Below are 26,753 nucleotides of genomic sequence, written 5' to 3'. Positions count from 1 at the left end.
CCTTTGCGGTCAGATGAGACATGGAAGCCGCCGTTCTCAGATCCTTTCGCCCCGATGACGCCGCGTGGCTGGTTGAACAGCACGGTCTGCTTTATGCCCGGGACGAAGGGTTTGATGACAGCTTTGCCCCCTTGGTGGCCAGCATCCTTGATGATTTCATCGAAAATAGTGACCCTGAGCTTGAAAGAGGCTGGATCGCGGAACGGGAAGGGCAGCGTCTGGGAAGTGTTTTCTGCGTTGCTGTTGACCGAAGTATCGCCAAGCTGCGCTTGTTCCTACTTGTCCCGGAAGCACGAGGGCTAGGACTGGGAAAGCGGCTCTTACATACGTGTACTGCTTTCGCACGCGAGGCAGGATACCGGGAAATGGTCCTGTGGACACACGAAAGCCATACCGCCGCATGCGCTCTTTACAAGGCGTCTGGCTGGGAGTTGATGGACAGCAAAGCGGTGCATTCCTTTGGTGTCGATCTTGTCGAACAAAGCTGGAAATTTCGGTTTTAATCCTCTTGCATTCCGCGGGCGTGTTCGGTACATCGCCCCTCACGAGTGCCGCCTTAGCTCAGTTGGTTAGAGCGCTGGATTGTGGATCCAGAGGTCCCCTGTTCAAGCCAGGGAGGCGGTACCACTTCCCTCCTGAATGTGCTGAAAAAAGCGTGCGGGTGCGCGTTGACTGTCGTTGATTTGGCTTTGCTTCCGGACGTGGTCGGCGCGCCGGGAATTAGCGCGCCAGATTCAGTTTGAACCGCATCTTGGCCTGCCTTGCGACCGGCAGGTGCCGGTTCAAGCGCTTGTTGATCAGGCCAAAGACCCCGACGATCACCAGTGTCAGCAGGATGAAATAGAACGCCAGAATCGGGTATGGGATGAACGGGTTGAACGTCTTGTCGGCAAAATAACTGGCGTAGTACAAGGCGTCTCCACGTTGCTGCCAAGCTGGGAAAGCTGAAAAGAAGACCAGCGTTGTTGCGTGGAAGAGAAAGATTGCTTCGTTTGTGTAAGCAGGCCATGCAAGCCGCAACATGGTGGGCCAGACGATCCGGCGGAAACGCGCCCAACCGGACATGCCATAGGCATCCGCAGCTTCAATATCGCCTTTGGGAATGGATCGCAGCGCGCCATAGAAAATCTCGCCCGTATAAGCCGCGGTGTTCAGGAACAGAACGATCAGCGCGCCCAGCCAGGCCGCGGTAAAGGCGTCGAACATCGGGTTAGATTTCTTCAGCGACAGGAACAGGAAATAGGCGAAAAAAAACTGGATAAACAAAGGCGAACCGCGGAACAGGAAGATAAACCATTCCGAAGGTTTGCGGAGCCATTTGTTGCTGGATGCCTTACCTACTGCGAGGGCGGTGGCCAGGAAGAACCCGGTCGCCAGAGCCATGATCCCGAAATAGACATTCCAGATCATGCCCGACCCGATCAGTGTGAATTGCTCACACAGGGTGAAGTCAGTCTTGGGCAGCAGACGCTCGCCAATACCGAGGGACCGCAGGCCATAATCTTGGATTGTCTGCAAGCAGCTCATGCCGTGGTCTCCTTGCGCAGAAGCTCGCCGCCTGATGTGGCCTGTCCGTGGGACAGCCTCCGCATCAGCTTCTCCAGCCCAAGTTCAGACACACGTGTCATGCCGAGGTAGAAGACAAGCAGGAACAGGAAGTACCACATGCGCCAGTCGCCATGCGGATACTGGGTAAATTTGGAGGTCTTGGTGCCACCTAGCTCGCGGGCCCAATAGACGATGTCTTCAATACCCAGCAGGAACAGCAGCGGTGTGGCTTTGATAAGGACCATCCAAAGGTTCGACAAGCCAGGCAGGGCGTAGACCCACATCTGCGGCACAAGGATGCGCCAGAACGTCTGGCGACGGGACATGCCATAGGCCTCGGCGGTTTCAAGCTGTGCGTGGGGAACCGCGCGCATTCCACCAAAAAGAACGTTTGCGGCAAACGCACCGAAAACGATTGAGAAAGTAATAACAGCCAGGAAAAAACCATAGGTTTCATGCATCCATTCCGGTGCGGTCCCCAATGGCAGCTTGGCCGCCTGACAGACGATAAAATCATTTCCCTGACGGATGGGGTCGGTCCATTCAGGGCACAGGATCTTATGCCGCGTCCATTCGAACGCCTGGTCCAAGGCTATCACGAAAAACAGGAAGAAGGCGATATCCGGAACACCGCGCACAATGGCAATATATCCATTACCCAGCCAGCTCAAGGGTAGGAAATGTGATCGGGCGGCCATTGCGCCCATAAAGCCAAACGCCAACGCGACCGGCGCGGTCACCGCCAGCAATCCCAGGACCTTTAGGAATGACAGGTAGAAGGACCAGTGAACACCGTTGGTCAGGTAGCAAGAGAACCAACGGAATGTTCCGAGCGTGTCAGGGTCAGCGCAATAGGAAAACATGAAGCGTCTTTCGAACGTCGTACCCGGTTATTCCACCAGGCAGGGTTCGGCGCGATGGACGCGCCGAACCGCTTGATACGGATTAGTTTGTAACGACCGAACCGTCAGCGTTGTAGGTCGGAACGCCTTCGCCGAACCACTTGGTGATCAGTTCGTTCAACGACCCGTCCGCTTTCATCGAAGTGATCGCCTCGTCGAACTTACCGCGCAGTTCGCCATCCGATTCACGGATGCCCAGTCCGATGCCACCGCCCAGCGGGACGTCATCGCCAACGAAGACCAGCTCTCCGGCGGATTCTTCTACGATCGGCACCAGGAAATCCTTGTCGGCAAACACGGCATCGGCTTCGCCGTTACGGACGGCAGCGATGGTTTCTTCCGGAGTTGCAAACTCGACCAGAGTCGCGCCCGATTCAGCCACGTGGCCAGCCTGAATGGTCGCAGTCTGTGCGGCAACGACGCCGGTGGTGACATCAACACCGTCCGATGCACCGACATAGGCCGAAGCCGCAGGTGGGAAATAGTTCTGGGTGAAGTCGATGACTTCGTCACGCTCGTCGGTGATCGACATGCCCGCGATGATGGTGTCGTAGTTGCCCGAGACCAGGTTCGGAATGATCGAATCCCAGTCGTTCTTGACCCACTCGCATTCCAGGTTCGCGCGCTTGCACAGTTCGTCGCCGACTTCACGCTCGAAACCGTCGATTTCGCCGGCATCGTTGATGAAGTTGTACGGAGGGTAGGCGCCCTCGGTCCCCATGCGGACCGTGTCGGCCATGGTGATACCGGCGGTCAGTGCCAGTGCGGCAGTGGACAGAATCAGGTTTTTCATTGGTTACTCCCCAGTTTGGTTCTGTTTTGAAGTTAAGCCGCCTGAGTGGCGGAGAGAAAGCCCCGAAGCCTTTCGGATTCGGGTGACGTAAAGATATCTTCCGGCGTGCCTTCTTCTTCGATCAGGCCTTGGTGCAGGAACACCACGTGGCTTGAGATGTCGGCGGCCATTTTCATGTCATGTGTCACGATGATCATGGTGCGCCCTTCAGCAGCCAAGTCTTTGATTACCTTAATGACTTCCTGTTCCAGCTCGGGATCCAGTGCCGATGTGGGCTCATCGAACAACAGGGCCTCGGGTTCCATGCACAGGCCGCGGGCGATGGCGGCACGTTGTTGTTGTCCGCCGGATAGCTGAGCGGGGTAGACATCGCATTTGTCGCCGATGCCTACTTTCTCAAGGTATTTGCGGGCGCTGTCTTCAACCTCGGCCTTGTCACGCCCCAGAACAGTGACCGGAGCTTCCATCACATTTTGGAGAATGGTTAAATGAGCCCAAAGGTTGAACTGCTGGAACACCATTGACAGGTTCGTGCGGATACGCAGAACCTGCTTGGGATCTGCTGGGCGGCGCCCATGGCTTTGCCCGGTCCACTTGACCGGCTCACCCTTGAAAAGGATTTCGCCCTGTTGGCTGTCTTCCAGAAGGTTGCAGCACCGCAGAAGTGTCGACTTCCCCGAGCCGGACGACCCGATCAGCGAAACCACGTCACCGCGATGTGCCGTGATATCCACCCCCTTCAACACCTCTAGATTTCCGAAGCTTTTGTGAAGGTCTTTGATTTCGATGACGGGATCAGTTTCTGTCACGGGCAGTCCAGTGGTTGGTGGTGTTGGTCCGGTACTAGGGCCGAAAAAAAAGGTCAATGCAATGCGCAAATGACAGAATCAAGCGGAGAAACACCCAAATTGGTCAAAATCAGTCAACAATTTGGGCAGTCGTTGATCTGCCATCTTTGGGGGAAGGCGGAGTGGGAACAGCAAGATAGTGGGCTGCGGGAATGTCGATCAACCCGCGAATATGCAGCAATCGTTGATCATCGTCACAAAGCTGGTCAATTGCGGCCCGAACAGCGCCTGCAATGACCCGCGGATTCCGACCCATCGATGTGATGTAGGGAAGAGTCGGAGTCGGTGACGTCCTTGCCAGTTCGCGCAGTTTGGTCCCCAGATTGGTGTGCTGTTGCAGCATCAGCCACGTCAGTATGTCCAGCGCGGCAAAGTCGGCTTTGCCGTCTTCGACGGCTTGGGCGGACAGTGCATGCCCACCGGTTTCCAAAAGTTCGGCGGGGCTCAGGTTTGCATGGGACATGTGTGTAATCGGGGCCGCCCAGCCGGATTGGGACAAGCCTTCATTATACGCGAACACGCCGGTGCTCAGACCCGCCAGATCCCGGGCGTCGTCATGCCGGGCCACAAAGACCGAGCAATAGTATCCGGGGGGACACCCGGGCAGGCCATAATCCGGGGTGCCAACCAGTTGGACATCGCCATGCAATTGGGTTCGGTACGGCATGCCACAGGTTTGGGCCAGAACCAGGTTCGGGTCTCGCCAGACCTCCCACACATCTTTGTCGCGGGTAAGGTGTTCGGGGCCTGATTCCAGTTGGGCGCGAATCATTCCCCAGAACCGGTCATTGGCTGCTTGCAGCGCGGGCATGTCATACATGCCCAGCATTGCACTCACGACTTAGCAGCCTTTTGACGTGCCAAAGCGGAGTCCACATCACTGACGCCCAGAAGACTGACAACCAGACGCAGCAGCGAATCTTCCTCGCTTGTGCGGTGCCCATCGGCCAGAGCCACGGACCACAGCGCCTGAACGACCGCCAAGCGGTCTTCATAGGCAACCGCCTCTTTGATGGCTCGGGTAAAGCGGACGGTGTCCGGGGCTTCCGCCTCCAGATTTTCGGCACGTGCGCGCAGGGCAGCACTTTCGAACGGAGACAGGCCGAAACGTTGCGCCGAGATTCGGTCTATCCGAGCCATTTCGGTATCGGAATAGTCATTGTCGGACCGCGCCAGACGCACCAGCAGGGCCGTCAGGGCGAGGCGGGCGTCATCATCGACAAGCGGATCGGGCTGAGGCTGCGTGAGCCTGGAAAGAAATTCACTGAACATGTGTTAGATATAGCGAGCGCCTAACTCACATCCAAGCGACTTTGAACGCGTTCACGTGCGGCCTTACTGTCGTTGAAGCTCAACCCCATGGCGACGCGGGCTTCTTCGACAATTTTCATTTCACCTTCGTCGGACGTTCCGTCGGCCAGAACGACTTCCCAAAGTGCATCCAGCGCGGCCAGACGCTCTTTCAAGTCCGTTGTTTCCCGGATCAGTTTACCGAATGTATCGGTTTCAGGCGCAGCCGCATGGAGCTTTTCGCACGTGGCGCGAACCTTGGCCGCTTCGATTGCATTATGCTGGTAGAGACGGGCCAGGATTTTGTCGATCAGGCTGATCTCTTCCAGCTTGTAATCCCGATCGGCCTGCGCCACACGCACCATGAGCGCGCCCAGAGCAAGTTCGGCATCCGGGTCCGGTAGATGTTCATGCTGAGGCGGTCTGAACGCCTGAAAGAACTTTTTCAACATGGTTACAAGTTATTCCATATTTTGTGGCAGGCCAAGCGAAGACTACTCGTCATAGCCCTGAATGATCACAAGATCGCCCATCGACACCGGGGCGCGCAGAGCTTTGGCTTTCTGGTATGCTTCGCTTTCGTAACAGGCAAGCGCATCTTCATAGCTGGGAAATTCTATTACAACGGTTCGCGCGCGCGCCGCTCCTTCATTCACTTCACGTTTTCCACCCCGCGTCAGAAAGCGTGCACCATATGCTGCAAAGGGTTCCGCATTTGCAGCGATGTATGACTTGTATGTGTCCACGTCGTTCACATCGACATGTGCGACCCAATAGCCTTTCATCAGGCTTGCCTCCTGTTCAGTTTCGAAGGCAGGGTGATGAGAAGAAATGCCATCAATTGCAATCCTGCGGCCTCAGGATGATCAGGTGCGGTAGTGGATAGCGGTGTGCGCCTGATCTGTTAACCATTTGATCATCTGGCGATAAGGAACCGGACCATAGCTGACGCGCGCAACCCCCAGTTCAGCCAGGCGTGGTGTGCCGGGGGTGCCGGGCAGGGCGATGATGTTTACGGGCAAATTTGACCTCTTGCACAGATGGCCGATCATTATCTCGTCTTTCAACCCCGGAGCAAAAAAACCGCTGGCCCCCGCTGCTTCATAGGCCGAAGCACGTGCAATGGCGTCGTTCAGCATGGCCTCATCATGTGTTTCTGCCGGAGCCTTCAGGAAAGTATCGGTTCTCGCGTTGACATAGGCAGCTATACCCGCGCTTTCGCAGGCCTCTCGCATGGCCTCGACGCGCTTGGCCTGAACCGCTGTATCGTACAGCCCGTCACTGCCGATGATCTGATCTTCGAAATTGAAACCAACCACGCCGCAATCCAGCGCACGCTTGACGTTTTGCGCGATACCTTGCGGGTCTTCGGCATACGCCCCTTCGAAATCCAGTGTCACCGGAAGATCAACCGCTGCAACGATGCGGCGCGCATTGTCCAAAGCGACCTCTAGCGGGATGTTCTGCCCATCGCCAAAACCTTGTGCCATGGCAACAGGTGCGCTGCCGGTAGCAATGGCTTGCGCGCCTGCATCCCGCACCGCGCTGGCACTTCCAGCATCCCAGATGTTGAACAGAATGACGGGGTCGCCCTTTTTGTGAAGGCTGGTAAAGGTCTTCGCGCTTTGGGATTGATCGCTCATCGGGGCTCTCCTGTCGTGGTGTGATCAACAGTTAACCCCATGGGGGCAGACCGAGTAGAGGTTTTTTGCACTGGAACGTCACATTGAAGTGACGGAAACCGCATCGCTCAGACCATGATAAGATGGTTTGAGCGATGCTGGCGTTTGGGCAAGCGATCGTAGGTGCTTCAAGCGTCGTTTGCTACACCGGATACGAATTTTGCGCTGAAGTTGGCTTCACCCAGGCGTTTCAGCAGGTTCAACTGTGTATCCAACCAGTCTTTGTGACCTTCTTCTTCCAACAAGATGCGTTCGAACAGGGTCCTTGATCCTACATCCCCGACCTCGGCGGCCTGCAACGCGGCGTTGGTATAGAAGTCGACCGCCTCGGTTTCATCCTTCAGGTCCGCAGCGAACATGTCTTCCAGAGAAGCCGCGGCTGCCGGGCTTTTCTGGAACGCAAGTTCGGGTACGCCACCAAGGAACAGGATACGCTCAATGAACGCGTCGGAGTGGCCCAGTTCTTCCTGCATTTCAGCGCGCATTTTTTCCGCAAGGATATCAAGGCCCCAGTCCTCCAGCACATGGGCATGCAGCTGATACTGGTGCGCCGCCGTCAGCTCCATGTGAAGCGCTTGTTGAAGGTTGGTAATCGTTGTTGCGTTGCTCATCGGAAATCTCCTGAAACTCTGAACGGCATCGAACGTGTGAAGCAGAAAATCTGCTTACACACACAGTTAAGAGATCAGTCCACACAAAACAACGCGGGGTGACAGTCCGACACAGCCCGGTGTCAGACCAGGCGCGAAGTGTCTTTCGCAGCGCGTACAAAATCGCGGAAGAGGGGATGCGGGTCGAACGGTTTGGATTTCAATTCCGGATGGTACTGCACGCCGATGAACCATGGGTGATCCGACCATTCCACGATCTCTGGCAAGCGACCGTCCGGCGACATGCCCGAGAAATTGAGCCCCGCCTTTTCAAGCTGCTCACGGTACTTGATGTCCACCTCATAACGGTGGCGGTGGCGCTCCTCGATCTGTGTGCCGCCATAAACCTCAGCGACTTTCGATCCCTCCGCCAGCACCGCGTTGTAGGCGCCCAGGCGCATGGTGCCGCCCTTGTCGTCGCCGACCTTGCGTTCGACCTTGTGGTTGCCCTGCACCCATTCCTTCAGATGGTACACGACAGGCTCAAAACGCTTCTTGCCGGCTTCGTGGTCGAATTCCTCTGAACCCGCTTCCTTGATACCAGCGGCATTCCGGGCGGCTTCGATCACGGCCATCTGCATACCCAGGCAGATGCCCAGATAGGGGACCTGGTGTTCGCGCGCATATTGGGCTGCCTTGATTTTTCCTTCTGTGCCGCGCTCACCAAAGCCTCCGGGGACGAGGATGGCGTGGAAACCTTCAAGATATGGTGCGACGTCTTCGTTATCGAACACCTCGGCGTCGACCCACTCGACCTTGACCTTGACCCTGTTTGCCATGCCGCCATGAGTCAACGCTTCGGCAATCGACTTATAGGCATCTTCAAGCTGAGTATACTTGCCCACGATGGCAACTTTCACCTCGCCCTCGGCGTTGTGTATGCGGTCGCTGACATCTTCCCATTTGGCCAGATCGGGTTTGGGTGCAGGGCTGATCTGGAACGCGTCCAAAACGGCCTGATCCAGACCTTCGCGGTGATAGGCCAGAGGGGCGTCATAGATGGTGCTCAGATCCTGCGCTGCGATCACACTGTCGGGGCGCACGTTACAGAATAGGGCAAGTTTTTCGCGTTCCTTGGTCGGGATCGGCCCTTCCGAGCGGCAGACAAGAATGTCTGGTGCCAGACCGATCGAGCGCAGTTCCTTCACCGAGTGCTGTGTCGGCTTGGTTTTCAGCTCACCGGAAGCCTTGATATAGGGCAGCAGTGTCAGGTGCATGAAAATGCACTGACCGCGCGGCTTGTCCTGACTGAACTGACGGATGGCTTCGAAGAACGGCAGGCCCTCGATATCGCCCACGGTGCCGCCGATCTCACACAGCATGAAATCGACCTCGTCCTCGCCGATGGCGATGAAATCCTTGATCTCGTTGGTGACGTGCGGGATCACCTGGATGGTCTTGCCCAAGTAGTCGCCGCGGCGTTCCTTTTCGAGCACGTTGGAATAGATCCGGCCCGAACTGACCGAGTCGGTCTTGCGCGCGGCCACGCCGGTGAAACGTTCGTAATGGCCCAGATCCAGATCGGTTTCGGCCCCGTCGTCGGTGACGAAAACTTCACCATGTTCGAACGGCGACATCGTGCCGGGATCGACGTTCAGATAGGGGTCCAGCTTGCGCAGGCGTACCGAGTATCCCCGGGCCTGCAACAAGGCGCCCAACGCCGCCGAAGCCAGTCCTTTGCCCAAAGACGAAACCACACCACCGGTGATGAAAATAAAACGCGCCATGTTTTTCGGCTGCTCCCGTGAGACGTCAAAATCAGCTGCCCGACGGTTTACGAAAAACCGCTGCATCACGGGACTTCACGTATAAAGGATTCGCGCCCAAAGCGCAAGAGAACCGCAAGATGCTGTTGCAGTTCTCTTTTGAGTTTCTAAGTGTAGTGGCTTAGTCCGCTTGCGGGATCAGCGGTGCATTGTCGTCCTGTGCAGGCGGCAGAAGGTCATCCGCCGCCGGAACCGCCGGCGTGCTTTCCTCAGTCGAAGCCGGAGCCGGAACGCCCAAACGGTCGATCACTGAGCTGCCCGAAGACTTCTGAGCCGCCAGAATGGTCAACGTTATCGAGGTTACGATAAAGCAAGCGGCGAGGATCCAGGTCAGTTTGCCCAAAGCGGTCGCTGCTGCACGGCCTGTCATGGCACCACCGCCACCACCACCCATGCCAAGGCCACCGCCTTCGGACCGCTGCAACAGAACAACGGCAATCAGGCCCAGAGCCAAAAGAAGGTGGATAATGAGAACGACGTTTTCCATGGTGGTCCTGTACAGCGTGGCGTGTATCGCGTGGTACTTATGCAAGTTTGCCAGCGGGGGCAAGTCAGGAGTTCGCATCACCGCACGTGATGCATGATATCACGGTAAAGGGGCTGGACAGAACGCCGATGCGTGACGCAGGCTGCGGCCTATGCCACATGACGACCACGACCACCCGCACGCCCTTTTGCCGCCTGAACCCGCATTGCGTGTCAAAGCGCTTGAAACGATTCTGACCCGCAAAGGTCTGATCGATCCAGCGGCTCTGGATGAAATCATCGACACCTATCAGAACAAGATTGGCCCGCAGAACGGCGCGCGGGTTGTTGCCAAAGCCTGGAGCGACCCAGCTTTCAAGGCCGCTCTGTTGGAAGACGCCACCCCGGTGGTCGCGGATCTCGGCTATTATGGTCGCCAGGGCGAACACATGGTTGTTGTCGAAAACACGCCGGCCCGGCACAACATGGTCGTCTGCACCTTGTGCAGTTGCTATCCTTGGCCTTTGCTGGGTATCCCGCCGGGCTGGTACAAATCTGATGCCTATCGAGCTCGTGCGGTGCGTGAGCCCCGCAAAGTACTGGCTGAATTCGGTGTCACCTTGGACGAGGGAACTTCCGTACGGGTCTGGGATTCGACGGCCGAGGTTCGCTACCTCGTTCTGCCGATGCGTCCCGAAGGCACAGATGGGATGAGTGAGGAGGAACTTGCTGCGCTTGTGACACGCGACAGTATGATCGGCACGGGCCTGCCGAAGGTCCTTTCATGACCCGCGTTCATGACATGGGAGGTCGGTTCGGAGATGGTCCGATAAGTCCCGAAGCCGAGAATGCACCGGTTTTTGCCGAAGACTGGAACGCACGGGCACTGGCAGTGACACTTGCATCCGGCTTTCTGGGGCAGTGGAACATCGACATATCTCGCCACGCACGCGAACGGCTGTCCTCGAAAGACTACACGCGGTTTTCGTACTATGAGAAGTGGATATCGGGCCTGGCTGACCTGCTGGTAGAACGCGGCGTTCTTACCTTGGCCGACCTGCGGGGCGATGGGAATGACGTACCGAGTCCACTGGCAGACAGGAGGCTGAAAGCGGAAGCTGTTTCTGCTGCTTTGGCCAAAGGTGGGCCGGCGGACAGGCCCTCGACGGTGTCGGTGCGGTTTTCTGTCGGGCAACAGGTTGTCACAAATCGCCCCGCAGCAAATCGGCTTGTAGATGGCGGCCATACGCGCCTGCCGATCTATGCGTCTGGTGCCAAGGGCCGAGTCCTGCGCCTGCACGGAACCCATGTCCTGCCCGATTCCAACGCTCACGGGCTGGGCGAAGCGCCTGAACCGATTTATGCCGTGGCATTCCCGGCATCGGAGCTTTGGGCCAACCCTGAACACCCCGATGACGAAGTCGTATTGGACCTCTGGCAAAGCTACTTGGAGCCGGCATGAGCGATTGCATCACCCACAGCGCACCCGATCCCGTCTTTGCCGAACCTTGGCACGCTCAGGTATTCGCTGTCACCGTGGCGTTGAACGAGGCCGGACGGTTCGAATGGCCCGACTGGGCCACCCGGTTTTCGAATACGTTGAAGCGCCACGGACTCTCTCGAGAACTGGATGGAGGTGACGATTACTTCAAAGCATGGCTGGAAACGCTTGAGGGGTTGTTGGCCGAGCAGGGCACTGCGCCGCAGCAGGATGTAAAAGAGTTATGTCAATTCTGGGAAGAAGCATATCTGACGACACCTCATGGGCAACCGGTGCATTTGCGTTGATGTCGGGTAGGGGGCTCTGCCCCGCCGCCCGTTCCGAGAGACTCCCCTGGGATATTTTTTACCAGATGAAGCCGGGGATTCGCTTTTCATCTGGCTATAAATATCCCCGCCTGAGGCATCGCGCGTTCGCGCGATTTTCATCTGCGGCGAAATATCGGTTTCCCTGCCGTTTGCGCCCCGCTATATGAGCCGGGTTTGATAACTCAGCGCAAAAGGACCGGATATGGCCAACGTGGTTGTTGTCGGCGCCCAGTGGGGTGACGAAGGAAAAGGCAAGATCGTCGACTGGCTCAGCGAACGGGCGGACGTGATCGCGCGTTTTCAGGGCGGACATAACGCCGGTCACACGCTGGTGATCGATGGAGAAGTCTACAAACTGCATGCGCTGCCTTCCGGTGTCGTGCGCGGTGGCAAGCTGAGCGTCATCGGCAACGGCGTCGTGCTGGATCCCTGGCACTTGCTTAAGGAAATTGCGACCATCCGGGCGCAGGGTGTGGAGATCACCCCCGATACGTTGATGATTGCCGAGAACACCCCGCTGATTCTGCCGATTCACGGTGAGCTGGATCGGGCGCGTGAAGAAGCGGCAAGCAAAGGCACCAAAATCGGCACTACAGGTCGTGGGATTGGACCGGCTTATGAAGACAAGGTCGGGCGCCGTTCCGTGCGTGTCGCCGATCTGGCGGATGAAGCCACGCTCGAGGCACGGGTGGACCGCGCTTTGCAGCACCATGACCCGCTGCGCAAAGGTCTGGGAATCGAACTGGTCGACCGCGACGCGCTGATTGCCCAATTGAAAGAGATCGCGCAGAGCATTCTGCCTTTTGCTGCTCCGGTCTGGAAAGTTCTGAACGAAAAGCGCAAAGCCGGAAAACGCATCCTGTTCGAAGGGGCGCAAGGGGCGCTGCTGGACATCGATTTCGGCACCTATCCATTCGTGACCTCGTCCAACGTGATCGCAGGTCAGGCCGCGACAGGGGTGGGGATTGGACCGGGATCGATCGATTTTGTGCTGGGGATTGTAAAAGCCTACACCACCCGTGTCGGCGAAGGCCCATTCCCGACAGAACTTGAGGATGCGGATGGTCAGCGCCTGGGTGAACGTGGGCATGAATTCGGGACAACAACAGGTCGCAAACGCCGTTGCGGATGGTTCGACGCGTGCCTGGTCCGTCAGACCTGTGCGACCAGTGGCGTGAACGGTATCTCTTTGACAAAACTGGACGTTCTGGATGGGTTCGAAACTCTGAAGATCTGTACAGGGTATGAGCTAGACGGTGAACGCATGGACTATCTGCCGACAGCGGCTGACCAGCAGGCACGTTGCACACCGATCTACGAAGAAATGCCGGGTTGGAGCGAATCGACCGAAGGCGCGCGCAGCTGGGCTGATTTGCCGGCCAATGCGATCAAGTATGTGCGCCGGGTCGAAGAGCTGATCGAATGCCCTGTGGCCCTTCTGTCCACCAGCCCGGAGCGGGACGACACCATTCTGGTGACCGACCCGTTTGCTGATTGATGAAGAAAGAGCAGAAAACAGGTCTGAGTTACAAGGCGCGCCGGCGCTGGTCGTTGGTTATTCTTGTGATCGGCCTGCCACTTTACATTGTGGCGGTGGTGACGGTTTTGAACTGGCTGGAGCGCCCCCCGATATGGGTGGAACTTCTGGTCTATATCGTTCTGGGCATTCTTTGGGCCCTGCCGTTCAAGTTCGTTTTTCGCGGGGTTGGCAAAGAAGACCCGGATCAATCCTGAGCCTCGTTTGATGTGTGCACATGGTTGGGCCAGTTGAGCACTGCGCGTGCAAACGCGTGGTACTCGCCTGTGATTTCTTTGGCCATACTAAACGGTGTCGGCCACGGAGTGGTCAGGGTAGCCTCGACCTGACCCGGTACAAGGGTCAGCTTGGCGTTGTGCTTGGCGGCCAAGCGCCGCATTTTTTGGTTTGCCGCAAGGCAAAGCATGTGAACTTCTCTGATCCCTCGATTTTGGGCGACCGTAATGAGGCGTGACAGCAATGCATCGCCGATGCCCCGATCCTGCCAGGCCTTCTCTACGGTAAAGGCTACTTCGGCAACGTGGTGTTTGTGGTCAGGTATCAGGCGCAATTCTCCTAGACCACGCAGGGAAGGATCCGGGAATGCTCCGAAAACGAATGCTGCATCAGCAAACATGTTGGAAAGGTAGTCTTGCAATCCCTGCGGCTGAACAGGCACTCCAAAGCGCGACAACAATATCTCTTCATCCAACTTGTTGAAATGGTGTTTAATTAAGGCCTGATCGCACTTCCGAAGTCGGCGGATTATGACGTCTTGCATAGCGCTGCCCATGTCTGAACGGATATCATGACGAAATTACTATCGTATGATCATACCATATTTCTGCACCGCAGCGTCACCCGTTGGGTGGTATTATTGAAAAAATTACTCAGTTTCGGTATTTTTGGTTGTCGGCAAAAGAAAAAGGGCCGGTGGGGCAGCCGGCCCTGTTTGTCAACTGGTATGGCAGTTAGCCTACTGCGCGCTTATCATCAGGACGGAAACCGATCAGGTTGGACGCAGCAAAACGGCCACCACCAGCTTTCTCGATTTTTCCGTCGCGCAACAGCTGTCCGAACGAACGCAGGCTTTCTTCGCGATTGAACTCATCCTGCTTCAAAGAGCGGACCTTGTTCATCAGTTGCGGGCGCGAGAATTGCTGCTGTCCTTCGATAAAGGACAGGTAGGCCGCAGCTGCTTCCAGCAGATCCTGAAGCGACTGTGCGCCCTGATCCTGTGCGAATTGCGCAAAACCGCCTTCTTCCGACTCGGTTTCTTCTGTCTGAGTGGTGACGCGACGCGGCATCACGGGGCCATTGGATTCGCTTTGATCGTCCACGCGCTGCTCGGCAACCAGCTTCAACGGGGCCGGAGTATCTGCTTCAGGGCGTATACTGGTCACGTTTACCTCGGGGCGGCGCGGGCTGACCGCTGACGCCAGGTCAACACGGTACTCATCGACAGGCGAGGCGTCCGGAGTCGTTTGGTCATCACGGTCGGCCTCGGTTGCGGCAACGGCAGTACGAAGATGCGAATAAGTTTCTCGCGCGTCGCTGCTGGAGGGATCCTCCATGTGTTCACCGGTTTTGGCCATCAGTCGCGAGATATCCTGATCAGGATCGGCGTCATCAGTCAGTTTCTGGCTGGAACGACCTGCCATGTCTTTTTCGATTTCCGAAATCTCGGACAGCAGTCGATTTTCGTCTTCTTCCGACAATACACCCTGCACACCCTGCGCCTGATTGTCCTGCGGCTCTTCACCTGGTTCTTCTTCGGACTCGATCGCCACGTCTTCAACGTTGAGGATGTTTGGAACATCTTCTTCGTCGAATTCCTCTTCGCTATCGTCTTCAAGATCCGAGAACAGGGGCTCTGCAGGAAGCTGTGCGGTTTCCGTTGTTTCTTCGAAATTCTCGTCCTGCAGGTGCTCGGGGGTCAGTGGCACTTGCTGTTCGGAAACGTTCTCGATACCCGATTCTGCGGCTTCGATGTCCTGCTTTTCAGCTGTCGCGGGCGCTTCATCGGCCTGTACGTCTTTTACATCGAGCGCTTGCAGATCCTCGATTTCCGCGGCCTCGGGCTCGGCAGGTTCTTCAAAGTCTTCCGAACTGAGAGCACCGGCTTCGAAAGCAGCTGCTACGGCGTCCACCGGCGGGGCGGTGTTGGCCAGCAACGAAGACTCCTCGTCTTCGGAATAGGCAGTAGGGGGGACGTCCGAATGGGAAACAACGGCTCGGATACGCTGCAGTTTCGCTGCGATGCTGTCGGCTGCCGGAGAAGGGGTGTCTTCGACGGTTTCCGCGTCCGCGAAAGAGGTCTGTGCCGGGCTTGGTTGAGTATATTCGGGACCGGGGGTTTTCATGATATCAATATCAGCCGTGTGCGGGGCCGGTGCGTCAGAAGCGATCGGTGCCGGGGCTTCGGTGCCTGATGAAGCACGCAGCAAAAGCCCGGATTCGTTTTGACTGGCTTCAACGCGTTGCGATGCATCGCGGCGTGCAATGCGGGTCAGCATTTCGGCGTCTGGTTGCGGAGGCTCCGAGCCGAAGTAACGATCATCCGCAGCGAGATCGCGGAAATATTCGGCAATGGCCTTCATCGTTTCAAAGGAATCGTCGAATCCTTCCAAAGTGCAGGAGAAGGTTCCATATGAAACGGTTAATACCTTGTTATTCTGTACCATCAGACGCACGTCCTTTACAAACTACAAGAGCCCACTTACCCGGAATCGGGAGCACACGGAGGCTCTGAACTTTATGCATGAACCTATCATTTTGTGGTCTTAATGTGTCCAAATCCGGGAAAAATGGCCAATCTTAGGAAAAATGAACCAATTGTACGCTCTGCTGATCCAATCGGGTTGTTTGGGGGCGGTTATGTTGGTTTCGACGACCTGAATTTGGTGCTGAACCGCGTCACTTCAGTCGTTGCAGCGGATGGTGGGGCGGCAGTTCTGACAGAATCAGGTCGGATTCCGGACGCGGTCATCGGGGATTTCGATTCGCTGGACAACGCGTCGAAAGCGAAAATCCCGTCTGACCGGCTTTTTGCCATTCGCGAGCAGGACAGCACCGATTTCGACAAGGCCTTGCGCAATGTGCAGGCTCCGCTGGTTTTGGGGGCCGGTTTTCTTGGCGGACGACTTGATCATCAGCTTGCAGTTCTGAGCATACTTGTCAGACGTCAGGACCAGGCTTGCATTTTGTTGGGCGAGCATGAGGTGGTTTTTCACGCGCCTCCCCGAATCCGGATGCCGGTTGCGCCCGGAGATGTGGTTTCCCTCTTTCCAATGCGCCCGGTGACGGGGCGCAGCACCGGGCTGGAATGGCCCATCGACGGCCTGCGGTTTCATCCGGACGGGCAGGTGGGTACTTCCAATCGCGCGCTTTCGGATGTTGAATTGCAGATGGATGGACCAGGCCTTTTGGTCATGGCTCCCCGCACTGCACTCGATCCGCTCATGCAGGTGTTTCTGTCGGGACAGTGCGAGCGGTGGCCCGTTCGCGAAGAATAACGTACAAACCGGCGGCGACTGTGATCATGATGCCAACCGCTGCCGGCCCGTCCGGCAGGTCGCTGAAAATTACCCAGCCAATCAGGGTTGCCACCGGGATTTCCAGGTATTGCATCGGGGCCAGCGTGGCCGAAGGTGCATAGCGCAGTGACCATGTCATCAGCAGATGCGCGACGGTCCCCAGAACTCCAATCGCGATCAGCAACCAATACATGTCGGGGGCGGGCAAGGTGGCTGACAGGTCCCAGATACCAAGCGGTGTTCCGATCACAAGGACAGGAACCAGCACCACAGTTGCCAGGACGCCAGACACCGCCTGCAAGGAAATCGGATCAGTTTCCTTGGCGATCTGGCGCGTGACCAGCATGAACAACGCAAAAACCACGGCAACGATCAAAGGCAGCAGAGCAGGTGCGCCGACCTCGGAAAAGCTGGGCTGGATGACCAGAAGTGTGCCGATGAAACCGACGATGCAAGCCACAAGGCGCCGCGCGCCGACCTCTTCGCCCAGAACGTATCTGCCCAGCAGCAACATGATGAAAGGCATGACAAAGGCAATGGCGATGGCGTCAGCCAAAGGCAGGAACTGCAGCGCGCTGAACATCGCAGTTATGCCGATGATGTGCAGCAGCGTGCGGATGACTGTCAGGCGCAGAATCCGCCCGCGCATCCGCCAGGGCCGACCCGTCATCACCACAAGGGGGATGAGAATCAACGCTTGCACTGCGAAGCGGACAGCAACCAGCAGACCCAACGGAGTCGTCTCACCCAACAGCTTTGCCATCGCATCTCCCAAGGGTGCGAGCACGCAAAAACCTAACATCAAAAAGATGCCGAAGACGGGACGATCCTGAGTCATGAGCGCGACGCTATCTGCTTCGCGGCGCAGTGGAAAGGTCGAATGTCAGGCGTCCGGCAGGGGTTGAATTTTTGTGTAATCCGGCCCGGTGCAAGTGGGCAGACCGTCATCCAGGTGCAGCCAGCTCAGCTTTTCCTCATGAGACACGTGCAACGTGGGCTGTAACGCCTCTGGGGTCTCTAAAGTGGCTACATACAGGTGCATCACATCCGACATCTTGGCTGAACGGAATGAGATTGGGGTGCCGCAATGCGGGCAAAAACTGCGCTCGACACCGGGAGAAGAGTTGAAGCGTTTCGGCTCTTCTCCGATCCAGCGCCACTTTCCGTCACGAACTGCGAAATAGGTGGTCATCGGTGCAGCGCATTGGCGTCGGCAGCTGTCGCAATGACAGGTGACACAGGACAGGGCAGGAGGGTCAATCTCGTACTTGATGCTGCCGCACAGGCAATGTCCACGCATATCGACCCTCTCCTGTTGCGGTCTCAGCAGTTTGGCACGTTCACGGCCAACCCGCCAAGTGAGGTTTCTTTGTACCTTTCGTGCATGTCATGACCGGTCTGACGCATGGTTTCGATCACTGCGTCCAGCGGCACGAAATGCTCACCGTCGCCGCGCAGGGCCAGCGATGCAGCAGACACCGCCTTGATGGCACCCAGTCCGTTCCGCTCGATACAGGGCACCTGAACCAGACCGGCGACGGGATCGCAGGTCATGCCCAGATGATGCTCCAATGCAATCTCGGCGGCGTTTTCAACCTGCTCAGGCGTGCCGCCCATAACGGCGCAAAGCCCGGCTGCCGCCATGGCAGATGCGCTGCCGACCTCGGCCTGACATCCCGCTTCGGCCCCCGAGATCGAGGCGTTGTATTTGACCAGCCCTCCAATCGCGGCCGCGGTCAGCAGGAAGTCCTCGATATGGCTTTCCGAGGCCCCGGGCACGTGGTCCAGGTAATAGCGCAGCACCGCAGGCAGAACGCCCGCCGCCCCGTTGGTGGGCGCTGTAACAACTTGCCCACCGGCGGCGTTTTCTTCGTTGACCGCCATGGCGTAGACGCTCATCCAGTCGTTGATCGTGTGCGGCGCGGTCAGGTTCATGCCGCGTTCGGCCATCAGCGCGTCATAGATACCCTTTGCCCTGCGGCGCACCTTCAGCCCGCCCGGCAGGATGCCGTCAGTCGTCAAACCGCGTTCGATACAGGCATTCATGACGTCCCACAGGCGGGCAGAGCCTTTGGCAAAACTGTCAGCACAGCCGCGCGCTATCTCATTGGCGCGCTTCATCTCGGCGATGCTGTTTCCACTGGATTTGGCCATATCCAGCATCTCCGCGGCAGACTTGAACGGGAACGGTACAGGCGCGCCTTCGTCGGTTGCCTTGCCCTCGGCCAGCTCTTCTTCGGTCAGGACAAAACCGCCACCGATGGAATAGAACACCTGACGCAGGATCACGTCCCCCTGCGCGTCTGTGGCCATCAGGATCATCCCGTTGGCGTGCCCCGGCAGGTTGGTGTCATAGTCGAAAACCAAGTCTGCTTTTGGGTCGAATTGAAGTGTCGGCAGGCCTTCGGGGGTAACCGTGTGTGTCTTGGCGATGTCCGCCAATAGGGCCTCGGCCTTGTCGTTGTCGTAGGTGTCCGGAACAAAGCCGGCCAATCCCAGAATGGTCGCCCGGTCGGTTGCATGGCCAACGCCGGTAAAGGCGAGCGAGCCATGCAGCGAGCCCTTCAGACCTGCAAATTCAAATGGTGATGCACGCATCATGTCCAGAAAGCGAGCCGCCGCCACCATGGGGCCCATGGTGTGCGAGGAGGACGGGCCGATGCCCACTTTGAACATATCGAAGACAGAGAGGAACATGTCAGGTAGCTGAGCCTTCTAAGGGGGTGGCGTAAATAGGAGAGGTGTACGGTTTGGGTCCCAGACCCTCGGCCGCGATGGCTGCGAGGGTGGCAGGGCGCGTCTCAAGCTGTGCCAGGATGGTTTGCAGGGCCGGGGTGTCAGTCAGTTGATACCAACTGCGATCTGCCTTGGCCGGGTACAAGGCCATCCAACGCATCATGCATGCGACGTAATAGGTCAGAACCGACGGACATTCTGCGCTGAACCAGATCGGCGCGTGTTTTGCCAACGCGTCCAGCAGTTGCAGGTGTTGCTTTAAACGGGGTCGGATACCTGCACGCAACGTATCGGCCCGTGGGGGATCGATGTATTTCTCGGCGTAAAACAGAATGCGCAGATCGGCGTGCAGGGTATTGGACGCAAAGAACAGCCATTTCAAAAACTCGGCGCGTTCGGGGGCTTCTGCCGCCGGGGCCAGTTGACCGTGGCGCTCGGACAGCCACAGCAGGATTGCCGCCGTTTCAAAGATCGGCCCTTGCGGAGTTTCAAGCACAGGGATCAGCCCGTTGGGGTTCAACGCCCGATACGCTACGCTGTCTTGTTCGTTTCGACGGCGATCGACCAGCACGGTTTCATGGGGCGCACCCATTTCTTCCAGCACCAGCCGGACCACCAGCGAGGCGTTATCAGGGGCATAATGCAGGCGGTATCGGGTCATCATGCGGGCAATCTATATGACAAAGATTCCTGCGGAAGACATGATTGCGACGTTTCCGATAGGAAACGCGCAGTTTTGAGACATCTTTGAACTTGCCGGACCGCAAATTGTGGTCGCAGTTGTGTGGTGCATTCCCTATAACACCGGCAGGCCAAACTGGGAAAGCTGCCATGACCGGAGAATTGTCGCCCATCGACACCGCGAAATTTGTGGCTGCATGCCGTGCCGCCGAGATGGTCGAGGACGGTATGCGCGTAGGTCTTGGAACGGGGTCTACAGCGGCCTGGCTGGTCCGCCGTTTGGGTGAACGGGTGCAGGACGAAGGCATGCGGATCAAAGGTGTTCCCACGTCCACCCGCACCGCGCAGCTGGCACGCCAAGTCGGGATCGAAGTCATTTCTCTGGATCAGGCCGGGTGGCTGGACATGACCATCGATGGCGCGGACGAATTCGATGGTGACCTGAACCTGATCAAGGGCGGTGGCGGCGCGCATTTGCAGGAAAAAATCGTTGCCACAGCCAGCGATCAGATGATCGTCATCGCCGATGCCGGGAAAGAGGTGGAAACGCTGGGTGCTTTTCCTTTGCCGGTCGAGGTTGTCCCCTTTGGCTGGCAAACCACACGGACACTGATCGAAGAAGCGCTGGATGCGATGGATGTGCTGGGAACCTCGGCGGCGCTGCGTATGAATGGCGAGGCCCCGTTCGTGACAGATGAAGGCAACCACATTCTTGACCTGCACCTGCAGCGCATCGGCAATCCCCGTCAGATGGCCTTGGTCCTCAATCAGGTTCCCGGCGTGGTGGAAAACGGCCTGTTTATCGATATCTGTGACAAGGTCGTCATCGGCCATGGAGACGGGCGGGTCGAACTACGGGATATCAACGCGGGCACCCTTGAACTGGATCAACTGTTGCGTGACTCTCGGGAAAACCTGTTTTCCGATCAAACGGACTGAGTTTCATGCAAGCCATTCGGACAAGCGTCGGTAAAAGGTCGAATAATCCGCGCCCGGGGGTTGGCACCGCGGTTTTCGCGCCCAGATATCCAGAAGAATTTGCAAGTTGAACGAAGGAAACCAGCATGAGCTTTGACTATGATCTTTTCGTCATCGGCGGAGGCTCGGGCGGGGTCCGAGCGGCACGTGTGGCGGCGGGTGAAACCGGTGCAAAGGTCGCGCTGGCTGAAGAAGACCGATATGGCGGCACCTGTGTGATCCGGGGCTGCGTGCCAAAGAAACTGATGGTCTTTGCCAGCGAATACTCGGGCATGGTCGAAGATGCAAAAGCCTATGGTTGGGACGTTCAGCCCGGCGCGTTTGACTGGGACACGTTTCACGGCAAACTCGTTGCCGAACTGGACCGGCTGGAAGGAATTTATCGCAGCATCCTGAAAAACAACGGCGTTGAAAGCTTTGATCAGCGCGCGCGCTTGGTGGATGCGCACACGGTCGAGCTGACTGATGGCAGCCGGAAAACCGCCAAACACATCCTGATTGCAACAGGCGGTCGCCCGGTTGTGCCAGAGTTCCCGGGATCGGATCTTGCGATCACGTCGAACGAGGTTTTCCATCTGGACAAGCTGCCAAAGAGTATTCTGATCGTCGGTGGTGGCTATATCGCCAGCGAATTCGCCGGGATCATGAACGGTCTTGGCGTCGAGACCACGCAATTCTACCGCGGTGCACAAATCCTGCGTGGTTTTGATGAAGAAGCGCGCGGGCTGATCTGCGAAGAAATGCGTCAGAACGGTATCGACGTTCGTCTGGGCACCAATGTGCTGGAAATGACTAGGGATGGTGAACAGATCCGCGTCAAGGCAACTGACGGCACCGAGGATCGTTTTGACGTGGTCATGTACGCCACGGGCCGTGCGCCGAATGCCGACAATCTCGGGCTGGAAGATCTGGGCGTCGAGCGTGGTCGCAAGGGTGAGATCGTCGTGGATGAATACAGCCAGACCGCTGTTCCGTCGATCTATGCCATTGGCGATGTGACCGACCGGGTCAACCTGACACCCGTGGCTATTCGTGAAGGGATGGCTTTTGTAGAAACTGTTTTCAAAGGCAACCCGACACCTGTAGATCACGAGCTGATCCCAACCGCCATTTTCACGCAACCTGAATTCGGCACAGTAGGCCTGAGCGAGGAGGAAGCCTCGGCACAGGAACCGATCGAGGTCTATGCGACGTCGTTCAAGCCTATGCAGAAGGCGTTTGCCGGTGGAACGCAGCGGGTTTTGATGAAACTGATCGTTTCTCAGGCTACCCGCAAAGTACTAGGCTGCCACATTGTGGCTCCGGGTGCCGGTGAGATGATCCAGCTGGCCGGAATTGCCGTAAAGATGGGCGCGACAAAGGAAGATTTCGATCGCACGGTTGCAGTTCATCCGGTGATGGCCGAAGAACTGGTAACAATGCGGCAACCTGTACGCACGGCTTGATTTGCAAGCGCGCGCACACACGTTACAAGGGAACCCGTGATCACACGGTCCAATACAAGGGAAAAGATACATATGGCGGGCAACAGCGGCGGCCCCTGGGGGGGCGGAGGCTCATCCGGTGGCGGAGGAAATCGGGGTAACAACGGGGACGGGCGCAAGCCGCCCGAAGGCGACGGCCCGCAGATCCCCGAGATCGACGAGCTGATGAAAAAAGGCCAGGAGCAGCTTCGCGTCCTTATGGGCGGTCGCGGCGGCGGTGGTCGTGGTGGCAGCGGTGGTCAGGGCGGCGGTGGCCCGGCCTTTACAAAGGGCACAATTGCGATCGGTCTGGTGGCGGCTGCAGTTTTGTGGGGCCTTGCAAGTTTTTACACCGTCAAACCCGAAGAACAGTCAGTCGAACTGTTTCTGGGCGAGTTTTCGGCTGTTGGAAATCCGGGTCTGAACTTTGCGCCATGGCCGTTTGTCACCGCCGAAGTCATTCCGGTTACCCGCGAACAAAACGAAGACATGGGCGGAGCACGCGGCAGTGACGATGGCCTGATGTTGACCGGTGATGAGAACGTGGTCGACATCGACTACCAGGTCGTCTGGAACATCAATGACCCGGCCAAGTTCCTGTTCAACCTGCGCGATCCGCGACAGACAATCCGTGCTGTATCGGAATCGGCCATGCGCGAGATTATTGCGCAAAGTGAGCTTGCTCCGATTCTGAACAGGGATCGCGGTGTCATCGCCGACCGCCTTCAGGAGCTGATTCAGTCCACGATGGACAGTTACGATTCCGGCGTGAATATTGTTCGCGTTAACTTTGACAAGGCCGACCCGCCGCAGGACGTGATTGCCGCGTTCCGCGATGTTCAGGCTGCTGCGCAGGAGCGTGACCGTCTGCAAAACGTGGCCGACGCCTATGCCAATCGGGTTCTTGCCGAGGCGCGCGGTGAAGCTGCGCAGATTCTTGAAGAGGCCGAAGGGTACCGTGCTCAACAGATCAACAGTGCTCAGGGTGAGGCCAGTCGCTTTAGCGCGGTTCTGGAAGAGTATTCCAAGGCACCGGACGTGACACGCAAGCGTTTGTATCTGGAACGGATGGAACAGATTTTGGGTGACGTCGATAAGATCATTCTAGACCCGAGCTCGAGTGGGCAAGGGCAGGGCGTTGTGCCCTATCTGCCGCTCAACGAGCTGCGCCGAAGCCCTGCAGGGGAGAGCAACTGATGCGTAAGACGACATTTATATTGCCGATCGTTTTTATCGCGATAGTCGGCGTGCTGTCCTCGATCTTCATCGTGGACGAGCGCGAGCGTGCTCTGGTTCTGCAATTTGGCCGAGTTGTCGCTGTGAAGGAAGAGCCAGGTCTGGCGTTCAAAATTCCGCTTATTCAGGAAGTGGTGCGCTATGACGACCGCATCTTGTCCATCGACGTGCAGCCGCTGGAGGTCACACCTCTGGATGATCGTCGCCTCGTGGTTGACGCTTTTGCACGTTACCGTATTTCGGATCTGAACCAGTTCCGCCAGGCGGTTGGTGTTGGCGGTATCCCGGTTGCCGAAGATCGACTGGATCGCATTTTGCGCGCCGAAACCCGCGAAGTTTTGGGTTCGGTGTCCTCGCGCGATATCCTGAGTTCCGACCGCGCCGCGCTGATGCTGCGTATCCGCAACAGTGCTATTGCCGAGGCACGTGCGCTGGGCGTCACCGTGATCGACGTACGCCTGAAAGCGACTGACCTGCCGCAAGCCAACCTTGAGGCAACGTTCGACCGGATGAAGGCCGAGCGGGAACGTGAAGCAACCGACGAACGCGCGCGTGGTAACGAGGCCGCGCAGCGGGTTCGTGCGCAGGCCGACCGAACTGTGGTTGAACTAGTTTCGGATGCGCGTCGTGAGGCTGAAATCACCCGCGGTGAGGCCGACGCCGAACGCAACGCGATCTTTGCTGAAGCCTATGGTGCCGATCCGGAGTTCTTTGAGTTTTACCGCTCACTGACGGCCTATGAGAATGCGCTGCAAGGCGGCAACAGCTCGCTGGTGTTGAGCCCGGATTCAGAGTTTTTCAATTACCTTGGATCTCCTACAGGGCGGCCTGTTCCAGCGGCTCCGGCCTCTGAATAATGGGCATGATCCTTCTGGCCTTTGGGCTGGTATTGATCGTCGAGGGGCTGGCGTATGCGCTGGCCCCTTCGCTTATCGAACGGATGCTTGAAGCCTTGCGGGACATGCCCGAGCAAGCCCGTCGTCTCGCCGGATTGTTGTGTGTGATCAGTGGGCTGATCCTGCTATGGGGGGCGCAACAGCTGGGCTTTTGATGCGGCGGTTTCACTTGCTGGTGATTTCGTTGCGATCCCGAGTTGCTCGCCGGGTCAAACTGACTACATTGGTTGGTAAGAAAGGCCGTGTACACGCGGTTTTAGCGAGAATGTCGACAAGGAGAGCTCAAGTGCAGGCGAAAGCGCGCAGTGTATCCGTCCGGTGGGACGAAGTGAGTGTTTGGTTGCGGCTGATGTGGCTGGCTTTTGCCGGTTCACTGCTTTTGCTGGCCCAATCGGCCGCGGCTCAGGCCCGAGGCGAAAGCCTGGCGCCGCTGGCAGATAAAATCAGCCCGGCGGTGGTGAACATCACAACCAGCACCCTGATCGAGGGCCAGACTGGCCCGCAGGGCATAGTGCCCGAAGGGTCCCCGTTCGAGGATTTCTTCCGCGAATTTCAGGACCGCAACGGCGGAGATGACGACAACGCGCCGAGACGCAGTAACGCGCTGGGATCGGGGTTCGTGATCTCGGAAGATGGCTTTATCGTCACAAACAACCATGTGATTGCCGAAGCTGATGAAATCCTTGTGGAATTCTTCCCCGGCGATGGTCAGCCCAAGAAAGAGCTGGCGGCCAAAGTCATCGGAACTGATGAGAAGACCGATATCGCTCTGCTCAAGGTCGAGGCTTCGGGCCCGCTAAAATACGTGAAGTTCGGCGACAGCGACGTGGCGCGCGTCGGAGACTGGGTCATTGCGATGGGCAACCCGCTAGGGCAGGGGTTCTCGGTGTCTGCCGGGATTGTGTCGGCCCGTAACCGAGCGCTGAGTGGAACCTACGACGATTACATTCAAACGGATGCGGCGATCAACCGGGGCAACTCGGGCGGGCCCTTGTTCAACATGGACGGCGAAGTGATCGGTGTGAACACTGCAATCCTGTCACCCAATGGCGGTTCGATCGGCATAGGCTTCTCGATGGCGTCGAATGTCGTCGTGAAGGTTGTCGATCAACTGCGTGAATACGGCGAGACCCGTCGCGGTTGGCTAGGGGTCCGTATTCAGGACGTAACCGAAGACATGGCCGAGGCCATGGGGTTGGAAAAACCGGGCGGAGCGCTGATCAGCGATGTGCCGGACGGCCCCGCCAAGGAAGCCGGGTTGAAGGCGGGTGACGTGATCCTCAGCTTTGACGGCGTTGAGGTGGAAGACACGCGAGCTTTGGTACGTCAGGTTGGTGAAGCAGAAGTCGGCAAGTCCGTCAGAGTGATCGTGCATCGCGATGGCGGAACGCAGACCGTACTTGTGACGCTGGGACGCCGTGAGGATGCTGAACGCGCTGACAGTGGCGAGGAGGAACCGCAGGAAGCACCGGTTGACGAAAACGCGGATATTCTTGGCCTTACGATATCCCCTCTGACTGACACCCTGCGTGCAGATCTGGGCCTGGATGCTGATGCAGACGGCCTTGTGATTACGGATGTCGATGAAGCATCTGAGGCCTATGCCAAGGGAATGCGGGCCGGTGATCTGATCACAGAAGCAGGCCAGCAAAAGGTGGAAACCATCGGAGATCTCGAAGCTCGTATGGAAGAATCGCGCGAAGCCGGTCGCAAATCTCTGCTGCTGTTGGTGCGCAGGGGCGGCGATCCGCGTTTTGTGGCGCTGAGCCTCGAGGACTAACGGAATAGGCCGAGAAAACCTCCCGGCCTTTTTCTTGGTCGCAGACCAAACCGGGCATCACCGATGCACCACAAAAAAATGAGCCATACGCAGATATTGCGTATGGCTCAGATACAGGGAGAGGTCAGTGGACAGATATCGGGGATGATTCTCTGACCTCCTACGGTAACAAACTCAC

31 protein-coding genes and 1 tRNA gene are annotated in these 26,753 nt (G+C 57.5%); 14 read left to right on the top strand and 18 right to left on the bottom strand.

What is annotated here, in order from left to right; genetic code table 11:
* The first annotated feature begins 20 nt into the window (after positions 1–20).
* Together AC2FEB_RS07075 and AC2FEB_RS07070 are read left to right on the top strand one after the other, a co-directional pair.
* The gene (locus AC2FEB_RS07075; protein WP_496674981.1) at positions 21–503 is read left to right on the top strand and encodes a GNAT family N-acetyltransferase; all 483 of its coding nucleotides are present in this window, start codon (positions 21–23) and stop codon (positions 501–503) included.
* A 47-nt stretch (positions 504–550) separates the two neighbouring features.
* Positions 551–627: transfer RNA gene (locus AC2FEB_RS07070), tRNA-His, on the top strand.
* Positions 628–720: 93 nt separating this feature from the next.
* On the opposite strand, the gene AC2FEB_RS07065 is transcribed toward AC2FEB_RS07070, so the two are convergent.
* From AC2FEB_RS07065 to secG, 12 genes are all read right to left on the bottom strand, one after another.
* Positions 721–1,527, bottom strand: coding sequence for an ABC transporter permease (locus AC2FEB_RS07065; RefSeq protein ID WP_496674983.1), 807 nt, complete (start codon positions 1,525–1,527; stop codon positions 721–723).
* On the bottom strand, positions 1,524–2,411 hold the full coding sequence (locus tag AC2FEB_RS07060) for an ABC transporter permease (protein WP_496674985.1): 888 nt from the start codon (positions 2,409–2,411) through the stop codon (positions 1,524–1,526). The genes AC2FEB_RS07065 and AC2FEB_RS07060 overlap by 4 nt, the downstream gene beginning before the upstream one ends.
* A gap of 82 nt (positions 2,412–2,493) precedes the next feature.
* Positions 2,494–3,243 carry a transporter substrate-binding domain-containing protein gene (locus AC2FEB_RS07055; RefSeq protein ID WP_496674987.1) on the bottom strand — a complete coding sequence of 250 codons (750 nt, stop codon included), beginning with the start codon at positions 3,241–3,243 and terminating at the stop codon, positions 2,494–2,496.
* Between the two features lie 32 nt (positions 3,244–3,275).
* Positions 3,276–4,052: an ABC transporter ATP-binding protein gene (locus tag AC2FEB_RS07050; protein WP_117869398.1), complete on the bottom strand. Its 777-nt coding sequence runs from the start codon at positions 4,050–4,052 to the stop codon at positions 3,276–3,278.
* Between the two features lie 109 nt (positions 4,053–4,161).
* On the bottom strand, positions 4,162–4,920 hold the full coding sequence (locus AC2FEB_RS07045) for a phosphate/phosphite/phosphonate ABC transporter substrate-binding protein (RefSeq protein WP_496675107.1): 759 nt from the start codon (positions 4,918–4,920) through the stop codon (positions 4,162–4,164).
* A gap of 5 nt (positions 4,921–4,925) precedes the next feature.
* Positions 4,926–5,363 (bottom strand): tellurite resistance TerB family protein, encoded by a 438-nt coding sequence (locus AC2FEB_RS07040; RefSeq protein ID WP_117869396.1) that lies wholly within the window; start codon positions 5,361–5,363, stop codon positions 4,926–4,928.
* Between the two features lie 20 nt (positions 5,364–5,383).
* A complete protein-coding gene (locus AC2FEB_RS07035; protein WP_117869395.1) occupies positions 5,384–5,833 on the bottom strand; it encodes a tellurite resistance TerB family protein in 450 nt (149 codons plus the stop codon).
* A 42-nt stretch (positions 5,834–5,875) separates the two neighbouring features.
* Positions 5,876–6,169, bottom strand: coding sequence for a DUF1330 domain-containing protein (locus tag AC2FEB_RS07030; protein ID WP_496675109.1), 294 nt, complete (start codon positions 6,167–6,169; stop codon positions 5,876–5,878).
* A gap of 78 nt (positions 6,170–6,247) precedes the next feature.
* Positions 6,248–7,024, bottom strand: a complete 777-nt coding sequence (locus AC2FEB_RS07025) for an isocitrate lyase/PEP mutase family protein (RefSeq protein ID WP_496674990.1) — start codon at positions 7,022–7,024, stop codon at positions 6,248–6,250.
* Positions 7,025–7,191: 167 nt separating this feature from the next.
* On the bottom strand, positions 7,192–7,674 hold the full coding sequence (locus AC2FEB_RS07020; protein WP_117869392.1) for a bacterioferritin: 483 nt from the start codon (positions 7,672–7,674) through the stop codon (positions 7,192–7,194).
* A 122-nt stretch (positions 7,675–7,796) separates the two neighbouring features.
* Complete coding sequence (gene pyrG / locus AC2FEB_RS07015) at positions 7,797–9,440, bottom strand: CTP synthase (protein ID WP_299895979.1); 1,644 nt, start codon at positions 9,438–9,440, stop codon at positions 7,797–7,799.
* Positions 9,441–9,600: 160 nt separating this feature from the next.
* A complete protein-coding gene (secG, locus tag AC2FEB_RS07010) occupies positions 9,601–9,966 on the bottom strand; it encodes a preprotein translocase subunit SecG (RefSeq protein WP_117869391.1) in 366 nt (121 codons plus the stop codon).
* Positions 9,967–10,117: 151 nt separating this feature from the next.
* Here secG and nthA point away from each other — a divergent pair, with 151 nt between their 5' ends.
* The 5 genes from nthA (at position 10,118) to AC2FEB_RS06985 (ending at position 13,487) form a co-directional block, all read left to right on the top strand.
* The gene (nthA, locus tag AC2FEB_RS07005; RefSeq protein ID WP_117869390.1) at positions 10,118–10,732 is read left to right on the top strand and encodes a nitrile hydratase subunit alpha; all 615 of its coding nucleotides are present in this window, start codon (positions 10,118–10,120) and stop codon (positions 10,730–10,732) included.
* On the top strand, positions 10,729–11,406 hold the full coding sequence (gene nthB, locus AC2FEB_RS07000) for a nitrile hydratase subunit beta (protein WP_496674992.1): 678 nt from the start codon (positions 10,729–10,731) through the stop codon (positions 11,404–11,406). The genes nthA and nthB overlap by 4 nt, the downstream gene beginning before the upstream one ends.
* Positions 11,403–11,732, top strand: coding sequence for a nitrile hydratase accessory protein (locus AC2FEB_RS06995; RefSeq protein WP_496674994.1), 330 nt, complete (start codon positions 11,403–11,405; stop codon positions 11,730–11,732). The genes nthB and AC2FEB_RS06995 overlap by 4 nt, the downstream gene beginning before the upstream one ends.
* A 223-nt stretch (positions 11,733–11,955) precedes the next feature.
* Positions 11,956–13,251: an adenylosuccinate synthase gene (locus tag AC2FEB_RS06990; RefSeq protein ID WP_117869387.1), complete on the top strand. Its 1,296-nt coding sequence runs from the start codon at positions 11,956–11,958 to the stop codon at positions 13,249–13,251.
* Positions 13,251–13,487, top strand: coding sequence for a DUF2842 domain-containing protein (locus AC2FEB_RS06985; protein WP_299895997.1), 237 nt, complete (start codon positions 13,251–13,253; stop codon positions 13,485–13,487). Before AC2FEB_RS06990 ends, AC2FEB_RS06985 begins: the two co-directional genes overlap by 1 nt.
* On the opposite strand, the gene AC2FEB_RS06980 is transcribed toward AC2FEB_RS06985, so the two are convergent.
* Positions 13,478–14,050, bottom strand: coding sequence for a GNAT family N-acetyltransferase (locus tag AC2FEB_RS06980; RefSeq protein WP_496883926.1), 573 nt, complete (start codon positions 14,048–14,050; stop codon positions 13,478–13,480). The two genes, AC2FEB_RS06985 and AC2FEB_RS06980, sit on opposite strands and share 10 nt — an antisense overlap.
* A gap of 190 nt (positions 14,051–14,240) precedes the next feature.
* Positions 14,241–15,953 (bottom strand): hypothetical protein, encoded by a 1,713-nt coding sequence (locus AC2FEB_RS06975; protein ID WP_496674998.1) that lies wholly within the window; start codon positions 15,951–15,953, stop codon positions 14,241–14,243.
* A gap of 123 nt (positions 15,954–16,076) precedes the next feature.
* Here AC2FEB_RS06975 and AC2FEB_RS06970 point away from each other — a divergent pair, with 123 nt between their 5' ends.
* Positions 16,077–16,784, top strand: a complete 708-nt coding sequence (locus tag AC2FEB_RS06970) for a thiamine diphosphokinase (protein WP_496675000.1) — start codon at positions 16,077–16,079, stop codon at positions 16,782–16,784.
* Here AC2FEB_RS06970 and AC2FEB_RS06965 read toward each other — a convergent pair.
* The 4 genes from AC2FEB_RS06965 to AC2FEB_RS06950 are packed head-to-tail and all read right to left on the bottom strand — an operon-like array spanning position 16,729 to position 20,205.
* Positions 16,729–17,643 (bottom strand): DMT family transporter, encoded by a 915-nt coding sequence (locus tag AC2FEB_RS06965; protein ID WP_496675001.1) that lies wholly within the window; start codon positions 17,641–17,643, stop codon positions 16,729–16,731. The two genes, AC2FEB_RS06970 and AC2FEB_RS06965, sit on opposite strands and share 56 nt — an antisense overlap.
* 45 nt (positions 17,644–17,688) lie before the next feature.
* Positions 17,689–18,105, bottom strand: a complete 417-nt coding sequence (locus tag AC2FEB_RS06960; RefSeq protein WP_496675002.1) for a GFA family protein — start codon at positions 18,103–18,105, stop codon at positions 17,689–17,691.
* A 23-nt stretch (positions 18,106–18,128) separates the two neighbouring features.
* Positions 18,129–19,502, bottom strand: coding sequence for an L-serine ammonia-lyase (locus AC2FEB_RS06955; protein WP_496675003.1), 1,374 nt, complete (start codon positions 19,500–19,502; stop codon positions 18,129–18,131).
* A gap of 1 nt (position 19,503) precedes the next feature.
* Positions 19,504–20,205 carry a glutathione S-transferase family protein gene (locus AC2FEB_RS06950; RefSeq protein ID WP_496675005.1) on the bottom strand — a complete coding sequence of 234 codons (702 nt, stop codon included), beginning with the start codon at positions 20,203–20,205 and terminating at the stop codon, positions 19,504–19,506.
* 167 nt (positions 20,206–20,372) lie between these two features.
* Here AC2FEB_RS06950 and rpiA point away from each other — a divergent pair, with 167 nt between their 5' ends.
* The 6 genes from rpiA (at position 20,373) to AC2FEB_RS06920 (ending at position 26,575) form a co-directional block, all read left to right on the top strand.
* On the top strand, positions 20,373–21,161 hold the full coding sequence (gene rpiA / locus AC2FEB_RS06945) for a ribose-5-phosphate isomerase RpiA (protein WP_496675007.1): 789 nt from the start codon (positions 20,373–20,375) through the stop codon (positions 21,159–21,161).
* Between the two features lie 125 nt (positions 21,162–21,286).
* On the top strand, positions 21,287–22,645 hold the full coding sequence (gene gor / locus AC2FEB_RS06940; protein WP_496675009.1) for a glutathione-disulfide reductase: 1,359 nt from the start codon (positions 21,287–21,289) through the stop codon (positions 22,643–22,645).
* Positions 22,646–22,717: 72 nt separating this feature from the next.
* Positions 22,718–23,860 (top strand): FtsH protease activity modulator HflK, encoded by a 1,143-nt coding sequence (hflK, locus tag AC2FEB_RS06935; protein WP_117869376.1) that lies wholly within the window; start codon positions 22,718–22,720, stop codon positions 23,858–23,860.
* Positions 23,860–24,756, top strand: coding sequence for a protease modulator HflC (hflC, locus tag AC2FEB_RS06930; protein ID WP_117869375.1), 897 nt, complete (start codon positions 23,860–23,862; stop codon positions 24,754–24,756). Before hflK ends, hflC begins: the two co-directional genes overlap by 1 nt.
* Positions 24,756–24,950 (top strand): DUF2065 domain-containing protein, encoded by a 195-nt coding sequence (locus tag AC2FEB_RS06925; RefSeq protein ID WP_117869374.1) that lies wholly within the window; start codon positions 24,756–24,758, stop codon positions 24,948–24,950. Before hflC ends, AC2FEB_RS06925 begins: the two co-directional genes overlap by 1 nt.
* Before the next feature lie 110 nt (positions 24,951–25,060).
* Positions 25,061–26,575, top strand: a complete 1,515-nt coding sequence (locus tag AC2FEB_RS06920; RefSeq protein ID WP_117869373.1) for a Do family serine endopeptidase — start codon at positions 25,061–25,063, stop codon at positions 26,573–26,575.
* Positions 26,576–26,753: the final 178 nt, after the last annotated feature.

The organism is Ruegeria sp. YTSC106 (genome assembly GCF_059609765.1).
Note: the sequence above shows the minus strand (reverse complement) of the source record. Positions and strands in the feature narration are given on the sequence as shown.

Coding starts and splice junctions, on each gene's coding strand:
- AC2FEB_RS06985 (WP_299895997.1), top strand. CDS start 13,251: ATGAAGAAAGAGCAGAAAACAGGTCTGAGTTACAAGGCGCGCCGGCGC.
- gor (WP_496675009.1), top strand. CDS start 21,287: ATGAGCTTTGACTATGATCTTTTCGTCATCGGCGGAGGCTCGGGCGGG.
- secG (WP_117869391.1), bottom strand. CDS start 9,966: ATGGAAAACGTCGTTCTCATTATCCACCTTCTTTTGGCTCTGGGCCTG.
- AC2FEB_RS06960 (WP_496675002.1), bottom strand. CDS start 18,105: ATGCGTGGACATTGCCTGTGCGGCAGCATCAAGTACGAGATTGACCCT.
- AC2FEB_RS07075 (WP_496674981.1), top strand. CDS start 21: ATGGAAGCCGCCGTTCTCAGATCCTTTCGCCCCGATGACGCCGCGTGG.
- AC2FEB_RS07040 (WP_117869396.1), bottom strand. CDS start 5,363: ATGTTCAGTGAATTTCTTTCCAGGCTCACGCAGCCTCAGCCCGATCCG.
- AC2FEB_RS06925 (WP_117869374.1), top strand. CDS start 24,756: ATGGGCATGATCCTTCTGGCCTTTGGGCTGGTATTGATCGTCGAGGGG.
- AC2FEB_RS06970 (WP_496675000.1), top strand. CDS start 16,077: ATGGCCAATCTTAGGAAAAATGAACCAATTGTACGCTCTGCTGATCCA.
- hflK (WP_117869376.1), top strand. CDS start 22,718: ATGGCGGGCAACAGCGGCGGCCCCTGGGGGGGCGGAGGCTCATCCGGT.
- rpiA (WP_496675007.1), top strand. CDS start 20,373: ATGACCGGAGAATTGTCGCCCATCGACACCGCGAAATTTGTGGCTGCA.
- AC2FEB_RS07035 (WP_117869395.1), bottom strand. CDS start 5,833: ATGTTGAAAAAGTTCTTTCAGGCGTTCAGACCGCCTCAGCATGAACAT.
- AC2FEB_RS07060 (WP_496674985.1), bottom strand. CDS start 2,411: ATGTTTTCCTATTGCGCTGACCCTGACACGCTCGGAACATTCCGTTGG.
- AC2FEB_RS06955 (WP_496675003.1), bottom strand. CDS start 19,502: ATGTTCCTCTCTGTCTTCGATATGTTCAAAGTGGGCATCGGCCCGTCC.
- AC2FEB_RS06980 (WP_496883926.1), bottom strand. CDS start 14,050: ATGCAAGACGTCATAATCCGCCGACTTCGGAAGTGCGATCAGGCCTTA.
- AC2FEB_RS06965 (WP_496675001.1), bottom strand. CDS start 17,643: ATGACTCAGGATCGTCCCGTCTTCGGCATCTTTTTGATGTTAGGTTTT.
- AC2FEB_RS07025 (WP_496674990.1), bottom strand. CDS start 7,024: ATGAGCGATCAATCCCAAAGCGCGAAGACCTTTACCAGCCTTCACAAA.
- AC2FEB_RS06950 (WP_496675005.1), bottom strand. CDS start 20,205: ATGATGACCCGATACCGCCTGCATTATGCCCCTGATAACGCCTCGCTG.
- AC2FEB_RS06995 (WP_496674994.1), top strand. CDS start 11,403: ATGAGCGATTGCATCACCCACAGCGCACCCGATCCCGTCTTTGCCGAA.
- nthB (WP_496674992.1), top strand. CDS start 10,729: ATGACCCGCGTTCATGACATGGGAGGTCGGTTCGGAGATGGTCCGATA.
- AC2FEB_RS07065 (WP_496674983.1), bottom strand. CDS start 1,527: ATGAGCTGCTTGCAGACAATCCAAGATTATGGCCTGCGGTCCCTCGGT.
- AC2FEB_RS06920 (WP_117869373.1), top strand. CDS start 25,061: ATGTCGACAAGGAGAGCTCAAGTGCAGGCGAAAGCGCGCAGTGTATCC.
- nthA (WP_117869390.1), top strand. CDS start 10,118: ATGCCACATGACGACCACGACCACCCGCACGCCCTTTTGCCGCCTGAA.
- AC2FEB_RS07020 (WP_117869392.1), bottom strand. CDS start 7,674: ATGAGCAACGCAACAACGATTACCAACCTTCAACAAGCGCTTCACATG.
- AC2FEB_RS07045 (WP_496675107.1), bottom strand. CDS start 4,920: ATGCTGGGCATGTATGACATGCCCGCGCTGCAAGCAGCCAATGACCGG.
- pyrG (WP_299895979.1), bottom strand. CDS start 9,440: ATGGCGCGTTTTATTTTCATCACCGGTGGTGTGGTTTCGTCTTTGGGC.
- AC2FEB_RS07055 (WP_496674987.1), bottom strand. CDS start 3,243: ATGAAAAACCTGATTCTGTCCACTGCCGCACTGGCACTGACCGCCGGT.
- AC2FEB_RS06990 (WP_117869387.1), top strand. CDS start 11,956: ATGGCCAACGTGGTTGTTGTCGGCGCCCAGTGGGGTGACGAAGGAAAA.
- hflC (WP_117869375.1), top strand. CDS start 23,860: ATGCGTAAGACGACATTTATATTGCCGATCGTTTTTATCGCGATAGTC.
- AC2FEB_RS06975 (WP_496674998.1), bottom strand. CDS start 15,953: ATGGTACAGAATAACAAGGTATTAACCGTTTCATATGGAACCTTCTCC.